The organism is uncultured Sphingomonas sp., from assembly GCF_964244235.1.
Taxonomy (GTDB): domain Bacteria; phylum Pseudomonadota; class Alphaproteobacteria; order Sphingomonadales; family Sphingomonadaceae; genus Sphingomonas.
On record NZ_CAXTII010000062.1, the window covers coordinates 1 to 17010 of the forward strand.

17 protein-coding genes are annotated in these 17010 nt (G+C 66.8%); 13 read left to right on the forward strand and 4 right to left on the reverse strand.

Features of this window, described 5'->3' with window-relative positions:
• Positions 1–948: MFS transporter (locus tag ACFE7D_RS10705; RefSeq protein WP_375395404.1), on the forward strand; the 948-nt coding region annotated here is incomplete at its 5' end.
• Here ACFE7D_RS10705 and ACFE7D_RS10710 read toward each other — a convergent pair.
• The 3 genes from ACFE7D_RS10710 to ACFE7D_RS10720 are packed head-to-tail and all read right to left on the reverse strand — an operon-like array spanning position 909 to position 4319.
• Entirely contained in the window at positions 909–2315 is a 1407-nt protein-coding gene (locus ACFE7D_RS10710) for an FAD-dependent oxidoreductase (RefSeq protein WP_375395405.1), read from the reverse strand. The genes ACFE7D_RS10705 and ACFE7D_RS10710 overlap by 40 nt on opposite strands.
• Before the next feature lie 10 nt (positions 2316–2325).
• Positions 2326–2916 carry a 3-isopropylmalate dehydratase small subunit gene (leuD, locus tag ACFE7D_RS10715; protein WP_375395406.1) on the reverse strand — a complete coding sequence of 197 codons (591 nt, stop codon included), beginning with the start codon at positions 2914–2916 and terminating at the stop codon, positions 2326–2328.
• A complete protein-coding gene (locus tag ACFE7D_RS10720) occupies positions 2913–4319 on the reverse strand; it encodes a 3-isopropylmalate dehydratase large subunit (protein WP_375395420.1) in 1407 nt (468 codons plus the stop codon). Before ACFE7D_RS10720 ends, leuD begins: the two co-directional genes overlap by 4 nt.
• Before the next feature lie 107 nt (positions 4320–4426).
• Here ACFE7D_RS10720 and ACFE7D_RS10725 point away from each other — a divergent pair, with 107 nt between their 5' ends.
• Entirely contained in the window at positions 4427–5182 is a 756-nt protein-coding gene (locus tag ACFE7D_RS10725; RefSeq protein ID WP_375395407.1) for a GntR family transcriptional regulator, read from the forward strand.
• Here the strand turns inward: ACFE7D_RS10725 and ACFE7D_RS10730 are convergent.
• Entirely contained in the window at positions 5142–6347 is a 1206-nt protein-coding gene (locus tag ACFE7D_RS10730) for a CaiB/BaiF CoA transferase family protein (RefSeq protein WP_375395408.1), read from the reverse strand. The two genes, ACFE7D_RS10725 and ACFE7D_RS10730, sit on opposite strands and share 41 nt — an antisense overlap.
• Before the next feature lie 83 nt (positions 6348–6430).
• Here ACFE7D_RS10730 and ACFE7D_RS10735 point away from each other — a divergent pair, with 83 nt between their 5' ends.
• The 11 genes from ACFE7D_RS10735 (at position 6431) to ACFE7D_RS10785 (ending at position 16886) form a co-directional block, all read left to right on the forward strand.
• On the forward strand, positions 6431–7351 hold the full coding sequence (locus ACFE7D_RS10735; RefSeq protein ID WP_375395409.1) for a hydroxymethylglutaryl-CoA lyase: 921 nt from the start codon (positions 6431–6433) through the stop codon (positions 7349–7351).
• Positions 7352–7361: 10 nt separating this feature from the next.
• The gene (locus ACFE7D_RS10740; protein ID WP_375395410.1) at positions 7362–8051 is read left to right on the forward strand and encodes an isochorismatase family protein; all 690 of its coding nucleotides are present in this window, start codon (positions 7362–7364) and stop codon (positions 8049–8051) included.
• Positions 8044–8982 carry a polysaccharide deacetylase family protein gene (locus ACFE7D_RS10745; RefSeq protein ID WP_375395411.1) on the forward strand — a complete coding sequence of 313 codons (939 nt, stop codon included), beginning with the start codon at positions 8044–8046 and terminating at the stop codon, positions 8980–8982. Before ACFE7D_RS10740 ends, ACFE7D_RS10745 begins: the two co-directional genes overlap by 8 nt.
• The gene (locus tag ACFE7D_RS10750) at positions 8979–9902 is read left to right on the forward strand and encodes a polysaccharide deacetylase family protein (RefSeq protein ID WP_375395412.1); all 924 of its coding nucleotides are present in this window, start codon (positions 8979–8981) and stop codon (positions 9900–9902) included. The genes ACFE7D_RS10745 and ACFE7D_RS10750 overlap by 4 nt, the downstream gene beginning before the upstream one ends.
• Positions 9903–9996: 94 nt before the next feature.
• The gene (locus ACFE7D_RS10755) at positions 9997–10794 is read left to right on the forward strand and encodes a helix-turn-helix domain-containing protein (protein WP_375395413.1); all 798 of its coding nucleotides are present in this window, start codon (positions 9997–9999) and stop codon (positions 10792–10794) included.
• A gap of 110 nt (positions 10795–10904) precedes the next feature.
• Entirely contained in the window at positions 10905–11819 is a 915-nt protein-coding gene (locus ACFE7D_RS10760) for a polysaccharide deacetylase (protein ID WP_375395414.1), read from the forward strand.
• Positions 11819–12682, forward strand: a complete 864-nt coding sequence (locus tag ACFE7D_RS10765; protein WP_375395415.1) for an oxaloacetate decarboxylase — start codon at positions 11819–11821, stop codon at positions 12680–12682. Before ACFE7D_RS10760 ends, ACFE7D_RS10765 begins: the two co-directional genes overlap by 1 nt.
• A complete protein-coding gene (locus tag ACFE7D_RS10770; RefSeq protein ID WP_375395416.1) occupies positions 12672–13310 on the forward strand; it encodes an isochorismatase family protein in 639 nt (212 codons plus the stop codon). The genes ACFE7D_RS10765 and ACFE7D_RS10770 overlap by 11 nt, the downstream gene beginning before the upstream one ends.
• Complete coding sequence (locus ACFE7D_RS10775) at positions 13303–14049, forward strand: arylmalonate decarboxylase (RefSeq protein WP_375395417.1); 747 nt, start codon at positions 13303–13305, stop codon at positions 14047–14049. The genes ACFE7D_RS10770 and ACFE7D_RS10775 overlap by 8 nt, the downstream gene beginning before the upstream one ends.
• A 104-nt stretch (positions 14050–14153) precedes the next feature.
• On the forward strand, positions 14154–15374 hold the full coding sequence (locus ACFE7D_RS10780; protein ID WP_375395418.1) for an FAD-dependent oxidoreductase: 1221 nt from the start codon (positions 14154–14156) through the stop codon (positions 15372–15374).
• Positions 15375–15413: 39 nt separating this feature from the next.
• A complete protein-coding gene (locus tag ACFE7D_RS10785) occupies positions 15414–16886 on the forward strand; it encodes an aldehyde dehydrogenase family protein (RefSeq protein ID WP_375395419.1) in 1473 nt (490 codons plus the stop codon).
• The last annotated feature ends 124 nt before the right edge of the window (positions 16887–17010 follow it).

Genomic DNA, 17010 nt, shown 5'->3' on the forward strand with positions numbered 1-17010 from the left:
ATGGCGATGCCGGCCGAGATGACGACCGATTATCACGAACGCTCGCACCTGATCTCGTTCCGCGTCTATGCGACCGCGGTCGCCAGCCTGATCGCGACGTTCGTCGGCCCGGTGCTGATCGCGCGCGCCGGCGGCGGGCAGGCCGGTTATACCAGCTTGTCGATCTTCCTCGCGCTGGTCGTCCTGGTTTCCGCCTATGCCTGTTTCCGCCTGACCGGCAGCGCGCCGTTCCAGGAAAAGATCGATCAGGCGCGGATCGGCTTTGCGCGAAAGCTTGCCCTGATCGCCGGGAACCGGCCGTTCATGCTGCTGCTGGCGATCAAGCTGCTGCAATTGATGGCGCTGGCGGTGACGCAGGCATCGACGCCGTTTCTGTTCAAGCGCGTGCTGGGCCTCAGTGATACGATGCTCGGCCTGTATTTCCTCGTCTTCTACGCTGCGATGATGATCGCGCAGCGTTTCTGGCTGCGCGCCGGCCGGCATTTCGGCAAGCGCAACGCCTATATCGTCGTCACGGCCGTATACGGTGTCATGTATCTCAGCTGGTATTTCGTGGTGCCGGGCGAGCCGCTGGCGATCCTGTTCGTGCGCGCGGCGCTGCTCGGTGCGACGGCCGGCGGGGTGTTGTTGCTTGGCCAGTCGCTGCTGCCCGATACGATGGAATGGGATTATCGCCGTACCGGCCTGCGCCGCGAGGGGGTGCTCGCCGCCTTGTATACGGTGATCGAGAAGCTCGCCTTCGCGCTCGGCGCGGCGGCGACCGGGATCGTGCTGGGCGCGGCGGGATATGTGCAAGGCAAGGGGCTGGCCAACGTCACGCAGCCGGAATCGGCGATCACGGCGATCTTTCTGCTCGCCTCGGTCGTGCCGATGGTGCTGCTGCTGGCCAGTTGCGTGCTGCTGAAATTCTACGATCTGTCGGAGTCGAAGCTGGCGCAACCGGCCTGAGATCTCACCTGTTCCGCCGCCGCGCGCCCGGCCAGCTTGCCGAGCGTCGTTGCGGTGAGCAGGCCGTTGCCCGCTAGATAGCCGTCCGCGCCATCGCCGGAAATGCCGCGCGCCGCGCCCCCGCCGGCGAACAGGTTGGGCATCGGTGTGCCGTCCGTCTTCAGCACGCGCGCATCGCGATCGACGACCAGCCCGCCCTGGGTATGGAACAAGGCGCCGGTGACCTTGGCGGCGTAAAAGGGCGCGACGAGCGGCGGCTTGCCGGTGAAGTCGCGACCGAACGGATCGGGCCGTTCGCCGGCGACCATCGCCGCAACGTCGCCGATGCTGGCCGACAGGGCGTCGACCGGCAACTTCGTCAGCGTCGCCAGCTGGGCGATATCATCACCGCGGATCACCGCCCCGGCGCTCATCGCATCCTTGTAATCGTCGAAGCCGAGCATCAAGCTGTGTAGCCGGTCGTCGAAGACCGACCAGGCGACATGGCCGGGTTGGGCATTCACTCTCGCCGCCTGCTCGGAATAGCCGGTCGCCTCGTTGGAGAAACGCATCCCGCGGCTGTTCACCTGGAAGCCGCCCTCCATGATCAGCGGCCAAAGGATCGGGATGCCGTGGCCGGCGGCGAGCCCGCCATGCCCTTGATAGCCGCTCATGTCGGCGATGGCGGCACCCAGCGCGCCGCCCCAGCGCACCGCATCGCCCTTGTTGCCGGGATGGCCGTGATATACCGCCGCCGCCATCTCGGGGATCCAGCGCGCCACCTGGTCCGCCGCGCCGCCGAACCCGGACGATGCCAGGATCAGCGCGTCGCACCCGATCTGTTCGCGGGTGCCGTCCGGGCGTTCGACGACCAGCTCGGTGACGCGGTCGCGTTCCGCGATCAGGTCGATCACCGTCGCCTCGGTCAGGATCGGCACGCCGGCCTGTTCCGCCGCGGCCTGCAATCCCGCCATCAGTTCGCCACCCGATCGGTTGGGCGTGCCGTACATTCGCATCGCGCTATGCCCCGGATACAGCCAGCCATCGGCGAGCGCGAGCGGTACGCCGTGTCGATCGCGCAGCCAGGCGATCGTCTCGGCGGATTCGTCTGCCAGACAGCGGGCGATCACCGCGTCGGTCCGGCCCTTGGTCTTGGCCATGATATCGGCGACGAAGCGCGCGGGATCGTCGGCGATGCCGGCTGCCGCCTGTTCCGGCGTGCCCGCCGCCGGAATCAGCCCGGTCGACATGGCGGTGGAGCCGAGCGGCGTCGGGTCGCGCTCGATCACCAGCACGTCGATCCCGGCATCGGCGACCGCCAGGGCGGCGCTGAGGCCGGTGCCGCCGGCACCGACGATGACCACGGGAAAACGCAGGACGTCGCTCATTCGATATCCTCTAGAGATAGGCCCAGGGGCGTTGCGTACGATCGTTCAGGCGGAAGGTGGCGATCTCGTCCGCGCGGCGCAGGGTCACGTCGATCGCGTCGAGCCCGCCGACCAGCATCGCCTTGGCCTCCGCGTCGATCGCGAAGCCGTGGACCCGGTCCGCGGCATCCGTCACGGTCTGCGCGGGCAGGTCGATCGTCAACGGCCCGCCAGTATCGAACAGCGCGGGATCGAGCGGGATGGGCACGATGCCGTTGCGTACGCAATTGCCCCGGAAGATCGGGTTGAACGACGGTGCCAGGATCGCACGGAAGCCGTATTCGGCCAGCGCCCAGGCGGCATGCTCGCGGCTCGATCCACATCCGAAATTGGCGCCGCCGAGCAGGATGCGGGCATCGGCGTACCGGGCGTCGTTGAGAACGAAATCGGGGTTCGGCATGCGGCCACCGATCTCGGTGTAGCGCCATCCGGCGAACAGCCCCTCGGCCAGCCCGGTCTTCCCCACCGTCTTCATCTCGCGCGACGGGATGATCGCATCGGTGTCGATATTGTCGCGCAGCAGCGGTGCGGCGATCGCGGTCAGCGTGGTGAACGGAGTCATTGCCTCGCCGCCAGCCCACGAGGATCGGCGATCCGGCCCGCGATCGCGGACGCCGCGACGGTTTCGGGCGAGGCGAGGTGCGATCGCGTCCCCGGCCCCTGGCGGCTTTCGAAGTTGCGATTGGTGGAGGTGATGACGCGCTGTTGCGGGCCGAAACTCTCGCCGCCGGCGAAGAAGCACATCGAACATCCCGCCTCGCGCCATTCGAAGCCCGCTGCCAGGAAGATCCGGTCGAGCCCTTCCGCTTCCGCCGCGGCCTTGACCGCGCTCGATCCCGGCACGCAGATCGCGCGCACGCCGTCCGCCACGTGCCGCCCGTCGAGGATCGCGGCGGCGCGGCGCAGATCCGACAGGCGCCCGTTGGTGCATGAACCGATGAACGCGGCATCGATCGCACTGCCCGCCAGCGTCTGCCCCGCGGTGAGCCCGGTATAGGCCAGCGCGCGATCGTGCGTTTCGATCGCGTCGTTGGCGACCGGTGATACCGGCACGGCGGCGTCGATCGCGATCGCCTGCCCTGGGCTGGTGCCCCAGCTGACCATCGGCAAGACATCGCCGGCCTGAATCTCGATTTCTGTGTCGAACACCGCGTCGGCATCGCTGGGCAGCGTGCGCCAGTGCGCCACCGCCGCGTCCCATGCCAGCCCCTTTGGCGCGTAGGGGCGGCCGCGCAGATAATCGTAGACCCGATCGTCCGGCGCGATGATGGCGGAGAATGCGCCAAATTCGGCCGCCATGTTACACACAGTCAGCCGCGCCTCGACGTCCAGCGCGCGGACGCAGGCCCCGGCATATTCGACGATATGACCCTTGCCGCCGCCCGCGCCGTGCCGCGCGATGATGTGCAACGCCAGATCCTTGGCGGTCACGCCGGTGGCGAGCGTTCCGTGGATCGTGATCCGCATCGTCTTTGGCCGCGTCACCCGCAGCGTGCCGGTGGCCAGCGCATGTTCCGCCTCGGTCGATCCGATGCCCCAAGCGAGTGCCCCGATTGCGCCCTGCGAACAGGTGTGGCTGTCAGGACAGACCAGGGTCAGCCCCGGCAGCACGATGCCCTGTTCCGGCGAGATCACATGGACGATGCCCTGGCCGGGATCGCCCAGATCGAACAAGGTGATACCCGCCGCGCGCACCGCGCTGCGCGTCGCGGTGATGAAATCCCGGCCCGACGGCACGAGGCAATCGTCGGTGCGGCCGGGCCGGGTGTCGACGACATGGTCCATCGTCGCGAACGCCTGCGCCGGATGGGCGACCGTGCGATTCGCCGCGGCGAGGCTTTGCAGCGCGACGCCGCCGGTCCGTTCGTGCAGCAAGATGCGGTCGATCAGCACCAGCCCGGTGCCCGCGCCGAGATCGGTGACGAGATGCTGGTCCCACAATTTGGCGAACATCGTGCGGCCCATCCGCTCCTCCTCCAAGGACGGGATGGCGGACCCTGCCGCCGACGGCGACGGGCTCATCGCAAATGATCCGCTTGGCGGAGAGGCATGGACGGGGCACACCGACCGGCATGACCAGTGTCGGCCTGCAACGCGACGACGCGATCCCGCTGTACCACCAGATATTCCTTGGCCTGCGCGACGAAATCCTGTCCGGCCGTCGCGGTTTCGGATCGGCCATGCCCACCGAGCACGACCTGGCGGGCCGGTTCGGCGTCTCGCGGATCACGGCACGGCGCGCGCTGGCCGAACTGGCGTCGCACGGCCTGGTCGAGCGTCGCCGCAGGGTCGGCACCCGCGTGATCTTCCGTGCGCCGGCCGCGCCGATCGAGGCCGATATCGATCAGGCGGTGGAATCGCTGATCGCCTTCGGACGCGATACCCAGGTGCGGCTGATCGCGCTCGATACGGTGTCCGCCGTTGCGGAGATCGCCGAGCGGCTGGCGATTCCGGCCGGCGCGGCGGTCGTGCGGGCGCTGCGCGTGCGCTTTCTCGACGGGGAACCGCTCGGCGCGATCGTAAGCCATGTGCCCGAGGCGGTCGGTGCCGGCCTGTCGCGCGACGATCTGACCGTCACGCCGCTGCTCGAACTGTTGCGCGCGGCCGGCCACCGGATCGGCGGCGGACAACAGACGATCGCCGCGGTATCCGCCGATCCCGCACTGGCCAGACTGCTCGGCACCGAACCGCGCGCGGCGGTGATCCGGATCGAGCGCGTCGTGGCGGCGGCGGACGGCACCCCGCTGCTGCTGACGGTGGCGCAGTATCGCGGCGATCGCTATCGGCTCAGCGTCGATCTTCACGGCGTCCGTCCGGCTGCGGGCTGAGCGTTGCGGCGATCGTTACGTCGTCCATCCCGATCTCGCGCAGGATCGCCGCGCCGTCCGCCCCCGCTTCGGGAATGTCACGGCGCAGCGGCGCGCGGCGTCCGTCGAATTCGATCGGCAGGCCGGGCAGGCGCGTGGTGGCGCCCCCATCCGGAATCGTCACGTCCATCAACCCGCCCGATTGCGTCAGATGCGGATCGTCGAACAGATCGTCCGGTCGCGCGATCGGCGCGAACGGCAAGCCGAGGCTTTCCAGCCGCGCGACCAGATCTTCGCGCGTCATGGCGGCGAACAATGCGCGGACCTGCGGCAGGATCGCGTCGCGCGCCCGCACGCGCTGGTTGTTGGTGGCGTAAGCGGGATCACCCAATAGCGCCGCCAGGCCGAACGCGCTGCAGAACGTCTGCCACTGCGCGTCGCTGACCACGCCCACGAACAGTTGCTCGCCTTCGCGGGCCGTTTCGAACACGTCGTAGATCGCCCAGGCGGAGATCCGCACCGGCATCGGTTGGGCGGCGTGGCCGGTCACCGCCATCTGCGCCATGTGCTGCCCGACCAGAAACGCGGTCGTTTCGTACAGCGCGCATTTGACCTCGCCGCCGATCCCCGTGCGATGCCGGCGCTCGAGCGCGGCGAGCACGCCGATCACCCCGAACATGCCGCCGGTAATGTCGATCACCGAGGCGCCGGCGCGCAAGGGGCGACCGGGTGGGCCGGTCATGTAGGCGAGGCCGCCCATCATCTGCGTCACTTCGTCCAGCGCGGTGCGGTTTTCATACGGACCCTTAAGGAAGCCCTTGGCCGCGCAATGGATCAGCCGCGGATTGGCGCCCTTGAGCGCGGCATACCCCAGGCCGAGCCGGTCGAGCGTGCCCGGCCGGAAATTCTCCACCATGATATCCGCGCCGACGCACAAGGCGCGCGCCGCTGCCAGCCCGGCCTCGCTCTTCAGGTCGAGACAGATGCTGCGCTTGTTGCGGTTGAACATCGGGAAATAACCTGCACCCGACCCCAGCAGCCGCCGCGTCCGGTCGCCGCCGGGGGGTTCGACACGGATCACGTCCGCGCCGAGATCGGCCAGGATCACCCCGACCGACGGCCCCATCACCATGTGGGTAAATTCGATCACCCTGATCCCGGTGAGCGGCAAGTGATCTGCGTCCATCCAGAATCCCGTCTGCAGGCGCCCTCGACAGACGCCAACCAAATGATATAGATATAGGACAATAAAGCCAGACCGGAATTGTCATGACCGCTATCCTGATCAGCGAAGTCGGTCCGCGCGACGGGTTGCAGAACATCGCGACGGTGATGCCGCTCGCCGCCAAGAAGGCGTGGATCGCGGCCGAAGCGGCCGCCGGCGTGCGCGAGATCGAAGTCGGCAGCTTCGTGCCGGCAAAGTTGCTGCCGCAGCTCGCCGATACGGCCGAGGTCGTCGCCTTCGCGAAGACGATTCCCGGGCTGATCGTCGCCGTGCTGGTGCCCAATGCGCGCGGTGCCGCGGCGGCGATCGCGGCCGGGGTGGACAAGCTGACGCTGCCGCTGTCGGTGTCCGAAACGCACAGCCTGGCCAATCTGCGCAAGACGCACGCCCAGGTACTGGACGAGGCGCGCGCGATCGCCGCCCTGATCGCCGCGCTGCCGGTGGCGCGACGCCCGCATTTCGAGGGCAGCCTGTCGACCGTGTTCGGCTGCACGTTGGAGGGCGCCATCGCCGATGCGCAGGTCGCCCGGCTCGCCGATGATCTGATGCAGGCCGGCTGCGACGAGGTCGGGCTGGCCGATACGACGGGCTATGCCGATCCGGCGGCGGTGCGGCGGATGATCGCGCTGGTCCGCCGCGTGGTCGGGGACGGGGCACTGACCGGCATCCACCTGCACAACACCCGCGGGCTCGGTCTCGCCAACGCACTCGCAGCACTCGATGCCGGGCTGACCACGCTCGATTCGTCGCTTGGCGGGCTCGGCGGCTGTCCGTTCGCGCCGGGCGCGTCCGGCAATATCGTCACCGAGGATCTCGCCTTCATGCTGGCGGCGATGGGCTACCAAACGGGGATCGACCTGGAAAAACTGATCGCTGTGCGGACAATCCTCTCCGACGCGTTGGCGGGCGAGCCACTGTACGGCTTCCTGCCCGATGCGGGCCTGCCACTGGGCTTCGCGTATTGAGAGGGACAGGATGACGATCGTGGGTACGAAGATGGTGTCCGACGGCCGCACCGCGAAGCAGATATTCGAAGAGGTGATGGCCAATCCGGCGCGCAACAAGTTCGGCTTCGGCAGCAAGCTCGCCATCGTCAACGTCGATTTCCAGAACGCCTATACCCGCATCGACGAGTTCAAGACCGCCTATGAAACCGATCCCCGGCAAATCGAACATGTGAACACCGTTTCGCGTCTGGCCCGCGAACGCGGTATGCCGGTGATCTGGACCCATGTCGCGTATCTCGGCAATGCCGCCGATGCCGGGATCTGGGGCACGCGTACCAACACGCCGGATTCGCTCCAGAACATCAAATATGGCAGCCGGCGGCACGATTTCGACGAGCGCTGCGCGATCGACCCGTCGGTCGACGTGATCTACGACAAGCGCATGCCCTCGGCCTTCTTCGAAACGCCGCTGCAGAGCCTGCTGGTCTGGCACAAGGTGGACACCGTCGTCGTTACCGGCGGTTCGACCTCGGGCTGCGTCCGCGCCACCGCGGTGGATGCGCTAAGCCGGGGATATCGCACGATCGTGCCGATCGAGACCTGCGCCGACAAGCATGAGAGCTTTCACTTCGCCAACCTCACTGATCTTCAGCTGAAATATGCCGATGTCGAGCCGGTCCAGGTGGTGATCGACTGGCTGGAGGCGCGCGATGCATGAAGGGCAGGGCGATCCCGGTCTGTACGATTTCCGGCCCTATCGCGACCGTGCGAAGATCGCATGGCCGGACGGCAAGAGTGTCGCCGTCTGGGTATCTCCCAACCTGGAATATTACGAGATCGATCCGCCGGCCAATCCGCACCGCAAGAGCTGGACGAAGCCGCATCCCGACGTCGTCGGGTACAGCCACCGCGACTACGCCAACCGTGTCGGGCATTGGCGCATGGCCGATGTGATGTCCAGGCACGGCTTTCCGGGATCGGTCAGCCTGTCGGTGGCCTTGTGCGATCACCTGCCGGAGGTGGTCGAGGATGCGAATGCGCGAGGTTGGGAATTCTTCAGCCACGGCATCTACAACACGCGCTACAGCTACGGCATGGACGAGGCACAGGAGCGCGCGGTGATCGAGGACGCGATCCGCACCGTCCGCGCCGCAACCGGCCAGACGATCAAGGGCTGGCTCGCGCCTGCCTTGACGCACACGCCGCGCACGCTGGACCTGATCGCCGAATACGGCCTGAGCTATACCTGCGATCTGTATCACGACGACCAGCCCGGCCCGGTGCACGTCGCCAATGGGCGGCTGGTGTCGATGCCGTACAGCCTGGAAGTCAACGACCATTACGGCTTCTTCGTCTATAATATGAGCCCGCGGGATTATGCCGATACGCTGATCCGCCAGTTCGATCGGCTGGCGGCGGAGGGCGCGGATCCGGATGGGTGCGGCGGCACGGTCATGTGCATCCCGCTGCACAGCTATCTGATCGGCCAGCCGCACCGGATCGGCCCGTTCGAGGAAGTGCTGCGGCATATCGCTGCCGACGGTCGCGCCTGGATCACCCGATCAGGCGACATTGCCGATCATTTCCTGGCGCAGCATTACGATGCGGTGGCGGACGACGCCCTGCGCTTTGCCGTCGGTGCCCGATGACGCTCGACCCCGCCTGCCTCGCCTATCCGCGCCGGAGCCGCGGCATGGACCATGATCTCTACCCCTGGTCGAACCTGTTCGCGCGGGCGCCGATCGCCTGGCCGGGCGGCAAGAGCGTCGCGGTGGCGATCGTCGTCAGCCTGGAATGGTTCCCGATTCTCGCAGCCGACACGCCGTTCCGCGCGCCCGGACATATGCAGACCGCCTATCCCGATTTTCGGCACTACACCGCGCGTGACTATGGCACGCGGGTCGGCTTCTACCGCTTGCTCGATGCCTTTGCGAAGGCCGGCGCGACGGTATCGGTCGCGGTCAATGCGGCGATCGCGACCCGCTATCCGACGATCGTGCACGATATCGTCGCGGCGGGGCACGAGATCGTCGCGCACTCGACCGACATGAACGGCACGATCGCGACCGGCCTGGCGGAGGAGGACGAGCGCGCGTTGATCACGGCGTCGCTCGACACGCTGGAGCGGGTGTCCGGCACGCGTCCGGTCGGCTGGCACTCGATCGCCCGATCGCAAAGCTGGGCGACGCCGCGCCTGCTGGTCGAGGCGGGCGTGAAATATATGCTCGACTGGGTGAACGACGATCTGCCGTTCCGCATGACGACGTCGGCGGGGGGGATCGTCAATCTTCCGCTCAACCACGAACTGTCCGATCGCCAGATCATCACGGTGCAGCAGCAATCGGCCGACAGTTATGCGCAGCAGATGCGCGATGCGCATGGCTGGCTCGCGGCAGAGGCGGCCGCTTCGGGTGGGCGGATGCTGCCGCTGCACGTGACGCCGTACATCATGGGTCTGCCGTACCGGATCGGCGCGTTCGAGGCGTTGCTCTCGTGGCTAGCCGCGCAACCCGAGACGTGGTTCGCATCCGCCGGCAATATCGTCGCTGAGGCAAATTCCTGTATTTGATCGCACAGCGGACAGTTTTACCGGGAAATCTTACCGACCGTCGGTTAGGATGACAGCCTGACCGTGATTTGCGCAGGGAGGAGCGATCTTCGCGATGGAAAAAGGCGTTCCGATCCGATCGCTCAGCCGCGGCATTGCGGTGTTGCAGGCGGTCAACCGCGGCGCGTCGCTCTCGATGATGCAGATCGCGCGCACGTCGGAAGTGCCATATCCGACGGCGTGCCGGATCGTGCAGACCTTGCTGCACGAAGGCCTGATCGAACGCGAACCGGCGCGCAAACGCTATCGCCCGACCGCGCTGACGCAAACGCTGGCGCACGGTTTTCAGGGGCATAATCGCCTCGTCCAGACCGCCCGACCGCACATCATCGGGCTGACGCGCGAGGTCGGCTGGCCGATCGCGCTGTCGACGCATGTCGGCCATTCGATGGTGATCCGCGATTCGACGCACGCGTTGACCGCGCTGACCTTCAGCAACTATTTCCCGGGCTATGCCATGCCGGTGCTCGAATGCGCCTCGGGCCTGGTGTACCTGTCGCACATGGGCGAGGACGAGCTGGGCGATATCCTGCGCACGTTGAAGCTGATCGAGAACCGGACCACGGCGCACGTCATCAAGCTGCTCGAGGAAGACGGGATGGCCGGCGAGATCCGCGCCGCCGGCTATGCCGCGCGCGGCAACAACCAGTTCACGCAGAATCCGGGCAAGACCTCGTCGATCGGCGTGCCGATCTTCGATGGCGGCCGGATCGCCGCCGCGCTGACGCTGTCGTTCTTTTCCGCAGCGACCAGAATGCCCGACGCGGTCCGCCAGTTCGTCGACCCGCTCAAGCGTGCCGCTGCTGCGATCGAGCTCGACCTGCACAAAAAGCCGCCGGCCGACCGGTCGTGACGCAGGTCGCATGATCGCCAGCCGATCATTCGCCGACCGGGCATGGTCCGCCGGAACCGCCGCGCTAAGCGCAATCGAGTCCGCAATCCTCGTCCGACAGGAGCGTCGCCATGGACTATGATTACATCCCCTTGCCCGCCCGCCAGCCGCTCAAATGGCCGGATGGCAAGCAGGTCGCGCTGATCCTGACGTTCAACCTGGAAACCTGGGATCTGACCAAGGACACCGACAAGGCCTATTATGCCGGGGGGCCTGCGATCCTGCCCGATATCCTGCCCGGCCGGACGCCCGATTTCCCGAATTACACCTGGCGCGAATATGGTCAGCGGGTCGGCATCTGGCGGTTGTTCGAGCTGTTCGATTCGCTGGGCGTCGCAGCGTCGTGCACGACCAACGCGGTGACGTTCGAACGGCGCAAGGCGATGACCGATGCGGTGCTGGAACGCGGCTGGGAATTGCTTGCGCACAATTGGGAGCAGGGCGAGCTGCTGACCGATTATGCGCAGGATCCGGCCAAGGAACGCGAGATCGTGTTGCGCACGCTCGACCAGTTCGAGAAATTCACCGGGCGCAAGTCGAAGGGCTGGCTGTCGTCATCGCTACGCGGCACGTTGCAGACCGCGGACATTCTCGCCGAGCAGGGCGCGACATTCTACTGCGACATCATGAACGACGATCAGCCTTATCTGCTGCGCACGCCGCACGGGCCGATCGTATCGGTGCCCTATTCCAACGAGATCAACGATTTCACCTTCATCACCCGCAAGAACTTCACCACCGATCAATTCGCCCAGGCGCTGATCGAGGAACTCGACGTGCTGTACGAAGAGGGCGCGACCACGGGACGGATCATGAACGTCGGCATCCATCCGCACGTTTCGGGTCGCGCCCACCGCATCCGCGCGCTGCGCGAATTCATCGAGCATGCGAAGTCGCTGCCGCACGTATGGTGGACGACCCGCGAGGAGATCGCCGACTGGTATCTGCAACATCACGAAAGCCATATTCCGGGCCAACTCGGCTGATGGCCGCCGATCCCGTCGCGGCACTGTTGGCCTTGCTGCGCGGTAAAACGCTGACCAGCGTTCCCGGCTGCTGGGACGGGCTGAGCGCGCTGCTGATCGAACAGGCCGGCTTTCCTGCGGCGTTCGTCACGGGCGGCGGCGTCGCGATGGGGCGATTCGGGCGGCCGGACATCGGGCTGGTGACGGCAAGCGAGCTGGTCGAGACGCTGGCCGCGATCCGGGACCGCGTTGCGATCCCGCTGATCGTCGATGGCGATACCGGGTTCGGGGGCGTGGCGAACATGGCGCGGACGGTGCGCTCGCTCGAACGTGCCGGCGCCGGCGCGATCCAGATCGAGGACCAGACTTTCCCCAAACGCTGCGGGCACATGGCCGGCAAAGCGGTGGTGCCGCTGGTCGAAGCGGTCGATCGGGTGCGCGCCGCGCTCGACACGCGCAACCGCATGCTGGTGGTCGCGCGCACCGATGCCCTGGCATGCGAAGGGCTGGAGGCAGCGCTTGATCGCGCCGATGCCTATCTGGCGGCGGGGGCCGATGCGATCTTCGTCGAGGGGCCGCGCACGATGGCCGAACTGACGGCAGTCGCGGAGCGCTTCCGGGGGCGGGCGCCGCTCATTCACAATCTGGTCGAGGGCGGCGTCACGCCCACGCAGGACGGCACGGTGCTGGAAAAGATGGGCTTTGCGGTGGCGCTGCACCCTTTGTTGCTGATGCACGGGCTGGTCGCGGCGGCACCCGGCTGGCTCGGCCATCTCGCCGACCGGCGCGGCACGCAAGGCCTGCCGCTGGCCGATCTGGCGACGATGAACCGCATCACCGGTGCGGCGGACCTGATCGCCTGGGGGGATCGGCATGGCGGATGACCTCGATCGCGATTATGCCGCCGCCGGTTTCGGCGGGACGCTGGCGTTCGGGACGAACCCGGTGTTGCTGATCGTCGATGTCGTCATGGCCTATCTCGATCCGGCGTCGCCGCTCTATGCCGGGGTGGAGGATGCATTGGCGTCCAACGCCCGGCTGGCCGCGGCGGCGCGGGCATGCGGCGTGCCGGTGATCTTCACCAACGTGACGTACGAACCCGGTGGTCTGGATGGCGGCATGTTCTTCCGCAAGGTGCCGGCGCTTCGGGCCTTCGTGCGCGGATCGTCGGCGGGCGCTTTCCATCCGACGTTGCAGCCGCAGACCGGCGAAATGGTCCTCTCGAAACAATATCCCTCCGCCTTTTTCGGCACATCGCTGGCTTCGACGTTGCACGCAGCGGGGGTGGACACGGTATTGATCACCGGCTTCTCCACGTCCGGGTGCGTGCGGGCGTCGGCGCTGGATGCGCTGTGCCACGGTTTTGCGCCGTTCGTCGTGCGCGACGCGTGCGGCGACCGCGATATCCGCCCGCACGACCAGAACCTGTTCGATATGGCGGCCAAGATGGCGGAGGTGGTGGCCGAGGCGGAGGCCATCGCGCTGATGCGACGGGAGACGAACCATGACTGACGTATTGGGCTGGCGGCGCAGGTTCGGCGTGCTCGGGCCATCGACCAACACGATCGTCCAGCCCGATTTCGACGATCTGCGCGTTTCCGGCGTCACCAACCACTACAGCCGCATCGTCGTCGAAGATGCCGCCGCTCTGTCGGACGAAAGCTTCATGGCCGGGACGCTGAAGATTGACCAGGCGACGCACGCGGCGGTGCGCGGCGTGATGACCGCGCGGCCCGATTTCCTGGTGATGGGGATGTCCGCCGTGACCTTCTACGGCGGCGCGGCAGGATCGGCGAAATGGGCGAAGGCCGTCGAGGATGTGGCAGGCGTGGGGGTGTGTACCGGCGCACAATCGTTGATCGCGGCGTTCGCGGCCTATGGCGGTATCAGGCGGATCGGCCTGTTGTCGCCTTATTACCCGGTGGCCAATCGCGAAGTGGCGACCTTTATGGCGGATCACGGCGTGACGGTGGTGCGCGACATTCCGCTGCGCTGCCCGAGCTGGACGGCGATCGCCGAAGTGCCCGTCGGCCGGTTGCGCGACGCCGTCCGCGCGCTGGATGGGGACGATGTGGACGCGATCGTGCAGGTCGGCACCAATCTGTCGATGGTGCGCTTCGCCGCGGCGGCGGAGCTGTTTCTCGGCAAGCCGGTGATCGCGATCAATACCGCGACCTATTGGAACGCCTTGCGGATCAACGGCATCACCGATCGCAAGGAAGGGTTCGGCCGCTTGATGGCGGAATTCTGAGCAGCGGACCGGCGTTCTTATCGACCAGCGGATAAATCCCAGCCCATCCTCGCGCGACGCCCCCTGCTTGCCTAGCGCCGAAGCATCGAAATTCGGGGGATGCAATGATCGGTGCTGGCGGGAAGAACGGTGCGGACCGCGTGCAGGTGGTGATCGCCGGTGCCGGCCCGGTCGGGTGCGTCGCGGCGACCTATCTCGCGCAGCGCGGCGTCGACGTGATCCTGGCCGAAGCGGGGCCGGATTGCGCACAGGACATGCGCGCCTCGACCTTCCACGCGCCGACCCTGGAAATGCTCGATACGCTGGGGTTCACCGATCGCCTGATCGCACTGGGGCTGAAGGCGCCGATTTATCATTGGCGCGATCGGCGCAGCGGCGAGATCCTCGAATTCGACACGACCGAAATCGCCGATGCGACGCCGTTCCCGTTTCGGGTGCAGTGCGAACAATATCATCTCGCGCGGATGATGGCCGATGCGCTGGAGGCGTTGCCGTGCGCGCAAGTGCTGTTCAACCACCGTCTGTGCCAGTTTGAGCAGGACGATATCGGCGTCACCGTGTCGTTCGAAACGCCGACCGCGATCCGTACCGTGCGCGCGGAGTATCTGATCGGCGCGGACGGGGCATCGTCGATCGTGCGCAAATGGCTGGGCGTCGATTTCTACGGCTTCACCTATCCGGAGAAGTTCCTCTGCCTGACCACCGATACGCCGCTCGAGGAGCATCTGCCCGATCTGGCACCGGTCAATTATGTCTCCGATCCGGACGAGTGGCTGGTGCTGCTGCGCGTGCCGACGCTGTGGCGCGTGCTGGTGCCGGCGAACGATGACGATGATGTCTCTCTGCGCTCCGATGCCAAGAAGAATACGGTGTTCGACGGGCTGACCGGCGACGGTGCCGCGGTCGAGACGTTCCACCGCACGATCTACCGCGTGCATCAGCGCGTCGCCAAGCAGTTCCAGGTCGGGCGCGCGTTTCTGGTCGGAGACGCGGCGCATCTCAACAATCCGCTCGGCGGGTTCGGCATGAACAGCGGAATCCACGACGCGTTCAACCTGTGCGAGAAGCTGGTCGAAGTGTTGAACGGACGCGCCGGGGTGACGTCGCTGGAACGCTACGATCGACAGCGGCGCACCGTGACGCATGATTTCACGCAGCAGCAGACGATCCAGAACATGGCGCTGATGCGCGGCGGGCAAGGGGAGGCGCATCGCCTGCAGCATGAAAGGATGGCGATGCTGGCCGGCGATGCGGCGCAGCGCCGCACCTATCTGCTGCGCCAGTCGATGATCACCAGCCTGGCCGATGCCGCCGCCATTCCCTGAAGGCCCGGACTTTCGCGATTTGGACGGAGCAGACGACTCATGACGAACGGCACGATCGACGACGTCTATCACCGGGTATCGAAGGACCCGGCATCGTGGCTCGCCGGCCTCACCCTCACCATGACGATCGATGGCGCGGATGTGGCGGGCGCTCCGCGCGGCATCGTGATCGATCCGTGTTCGGAAACGCCGATCGCCGACTATCCCGATGCGACCGTGGCGCATGTCGATCTCGCGGTCAGGGCGGCGCGCCGGGCCTTTGCGGACTGGTCGGCACGATCGTGGGAAGCACGGCGGGCGGCGCTCAACCGGTTCGCTGATCTGCTGGCCGCGCATCACGACGAGCTTGCCGCGATCGTCGCGTGCGAATCCGGGCGGCCGTTGCGCCGCGCCTGGGCCGAATGCAGGTTCGCGGTCGATTACGTCCGGACGATCGCCGCTGCTTCGGTGTCGGACCGGCGCTTCGACCGCCCCGGCCTGTCGGTGGGCTTGACGCACCGGTCGCTCGGCGTGGTCGCGGCGATCGCGCCGTGGAACGGGCCGGTGATCCTGGCGGTCGCGAAGATCGCCAACGCACTGCTCGCCGGCGATACGCTGGTGCTGCGGCCGTCGCCGTTCACGCCGCTGTCGGCGTTGTACATGGGGCGGCTGGGCCGCGAGGCTTTCCCGCCCGGCGTGTTCAACGTCATCACCGGCGACGCGTCGGTCGGCGCCGCGATGACGATGCATGCCGATGTCGCGAAGATATCCTTCACCGGATCGACCGAGACCGGCAAGCGCATCGCCATCGCGGCCGCGCCGACCTTGAAGCGCCTGACGCTGGAACTGGGCGGCAACGACGCGGCGATCGTGCTGCCGGACGCCGATGTCGCGGCCGTGGCGGGTACGATCTTCGAGATTTCGCTCGGCAATGCCGGCCATTTCTGCGCCGCGGTCAAGCGGCTCTACGTGCACGAGGATATTTACGGCGCGGTTCGCGATGCGCTCGCGGCCAAGGCGCACGCGGCGGTGCTAGGCGCCAATTTCGATTCCGCAACGACGATGGGACCGGTCCAGAACCGTCCGCAATTCGATCGCATCTGGGCGCTGTTCGACGATGCCGTGGCGAACGGCGCGCGGATCGTCGCCGGGGGCGTGCGCGGCGACCGGCCCGGCCTGTTCATCCCGCCGACGCTGGTCGATGGGATAGGCCACGGCGTTGCGCTGGTGGACGAGGAACAGTTCGGCCCGGTGCTGCCGCTGATCTCGTTCCGCAACGCCGAAGACGCGGTACGCATGGCGAACGACAGCCCCTACGGGCTGGGCGGATCGATCTGGACCGCCGATATCGTCGCGGGCATCGCGCTTGCCGCCCGGCTCGAGGTCGGGACCGCATGGGTCAATCAGCATGGCGCGTTCACCGCTGCCTTGCCGATGCCGTTCGCCAAGCAATCGGGGATCGGTATCGACTATGCCGAATACGGCGTCGGCGAACATATGCGGCCGATGCTGATCAACGCGAAGGTATCGTGATGGCGGCAGGGCGGCGAGCGGCGTGCGCGTGGTTTCGTCGCGGATTAACTTCGACGATTATAGGATAAGACTAGGACGCGGTGACATTTTAGGGATTCCGCTGAGCCGATAGTTCTGATTCAAC

Excerpts from the sequence above, each read along its gene's own strand:
- ACFE7D_RS10710 (WP_375395405.1), bottom strand. The coding sequence starts at position 2,315 with ATGAGCGACGTCCTGCGTTTTCCCGTGGTCATCGTCGGTGCCGGCGGC.
- leuD (WP_375395406.1), bottom strand. The coding sequence starts at position 2,916 with ATGACTCCGTTCACCACGCTGACCGCGATCGCCGCACCGCTGCTGCGC.
- ACFE7D_RS10720 (WP_375395420.1), bottom strand. The coding sequence starts at position 4,319 with ATGGGCCGCACGATGTTCGCCAAATTGTGGGACCAGCATCTCGTCACC.
- ACFE7D_RS10725 (WP_375395407.1), top strand. The coding sequence starts at position 4,427 with ATGACCAGTGTCGGCCTGCAACGCGACGACGCGATCCCGCTGTACCAC.
- ACFE7D_RS10730 (WP_375395408.1), bottom strand. The coding sequence starts at position 6,347 with ATGGACGCAGATCACTTGCCGCTCACCGGGATCAGGGTGATCGAATTT.
- ACFE7D_RS10735 (WP_375395409.1), top strand. The coding sequence starts at position 6,431 with ATGACCGCTATCCTGATCAGCGAAGTCGGTCCGCGCGACGGGTTGCAG.
- ACFE7D_RS10740 (WP_375395410.1), top strand. The coding sequence starts at position 7,362 with ATGACGATCGTGGGTACGAAGATGGTGTCCGACGGCCGCACCGCGAAG.
- ACFE7D_RS10745 (WP_375395411.1), top strand. The coding sequence starts at position 8,044 with ATGCATGAAGGGCAGGGCGATCCCGGTCTGTACGATTTCCGGCCCTAT.
- ACFE7D_RS10750 (WP_375395412.1), top strand. The coding sequence starts at position 8,979 with ATGACGCTCGACCCCGCCTGCCTCGCCTATCCGCGCCGGAGCCGCGGC.
- ACFE7D_RS10755 (WP_375395413.1), top strand. The coding sequence starts at position 9,997 with ATGGAAAAAGGCGTTCCGATCCGATCGCTCAGCCGCGGCATTGCGGTG.
- ACFE7D_RS10760 (WP_375395414.1), top strand. The coding sequence starts at position 10,905 with ATGGACTATGATTACATCCCCTTGCCCGCCCGCCAGCCGCTCAAATGG.
- ACFE7D_RS10765 (WP_375395415.1), top strand. The coding sequence starts at position 11,819 with ATGGCCGCCGATCCCGTCGCGGCACTGTTGGCCTTGCTGCGCGGTAAA.
- ACFE7D_RS10770 (WP_375395416.1), top strand. The coding sequence starts at position 12,672 with ATGGCGGATGACCTCGATCGCGATTATGCCGCCGCCGGTTTCGGCGGG.
- ACFE7D_RS10775 (WP_375395417.1), top strand. The coding sequence starts at position 13,303 with ATGACTGACGTATTGGGCTGGCGGCGCAGGTTCGGCGTGCTCGGGCCA.
- ACFE7D_RS10780 (WP_375395418.1), top strand. The coding sequence starts at position 14,154 with ATGATCGGTGCTGGCGGGAAGAACGGTGCGGACCGCGTGCAGGTGGTG.
- ACFE7D_RS10785 (WP_375395419.1), top strand. The coding sequence starts at position 15,414 with ATGACGAACGGCACGATCGACGACGTCTATCACCGGGTATCGAAGGAC.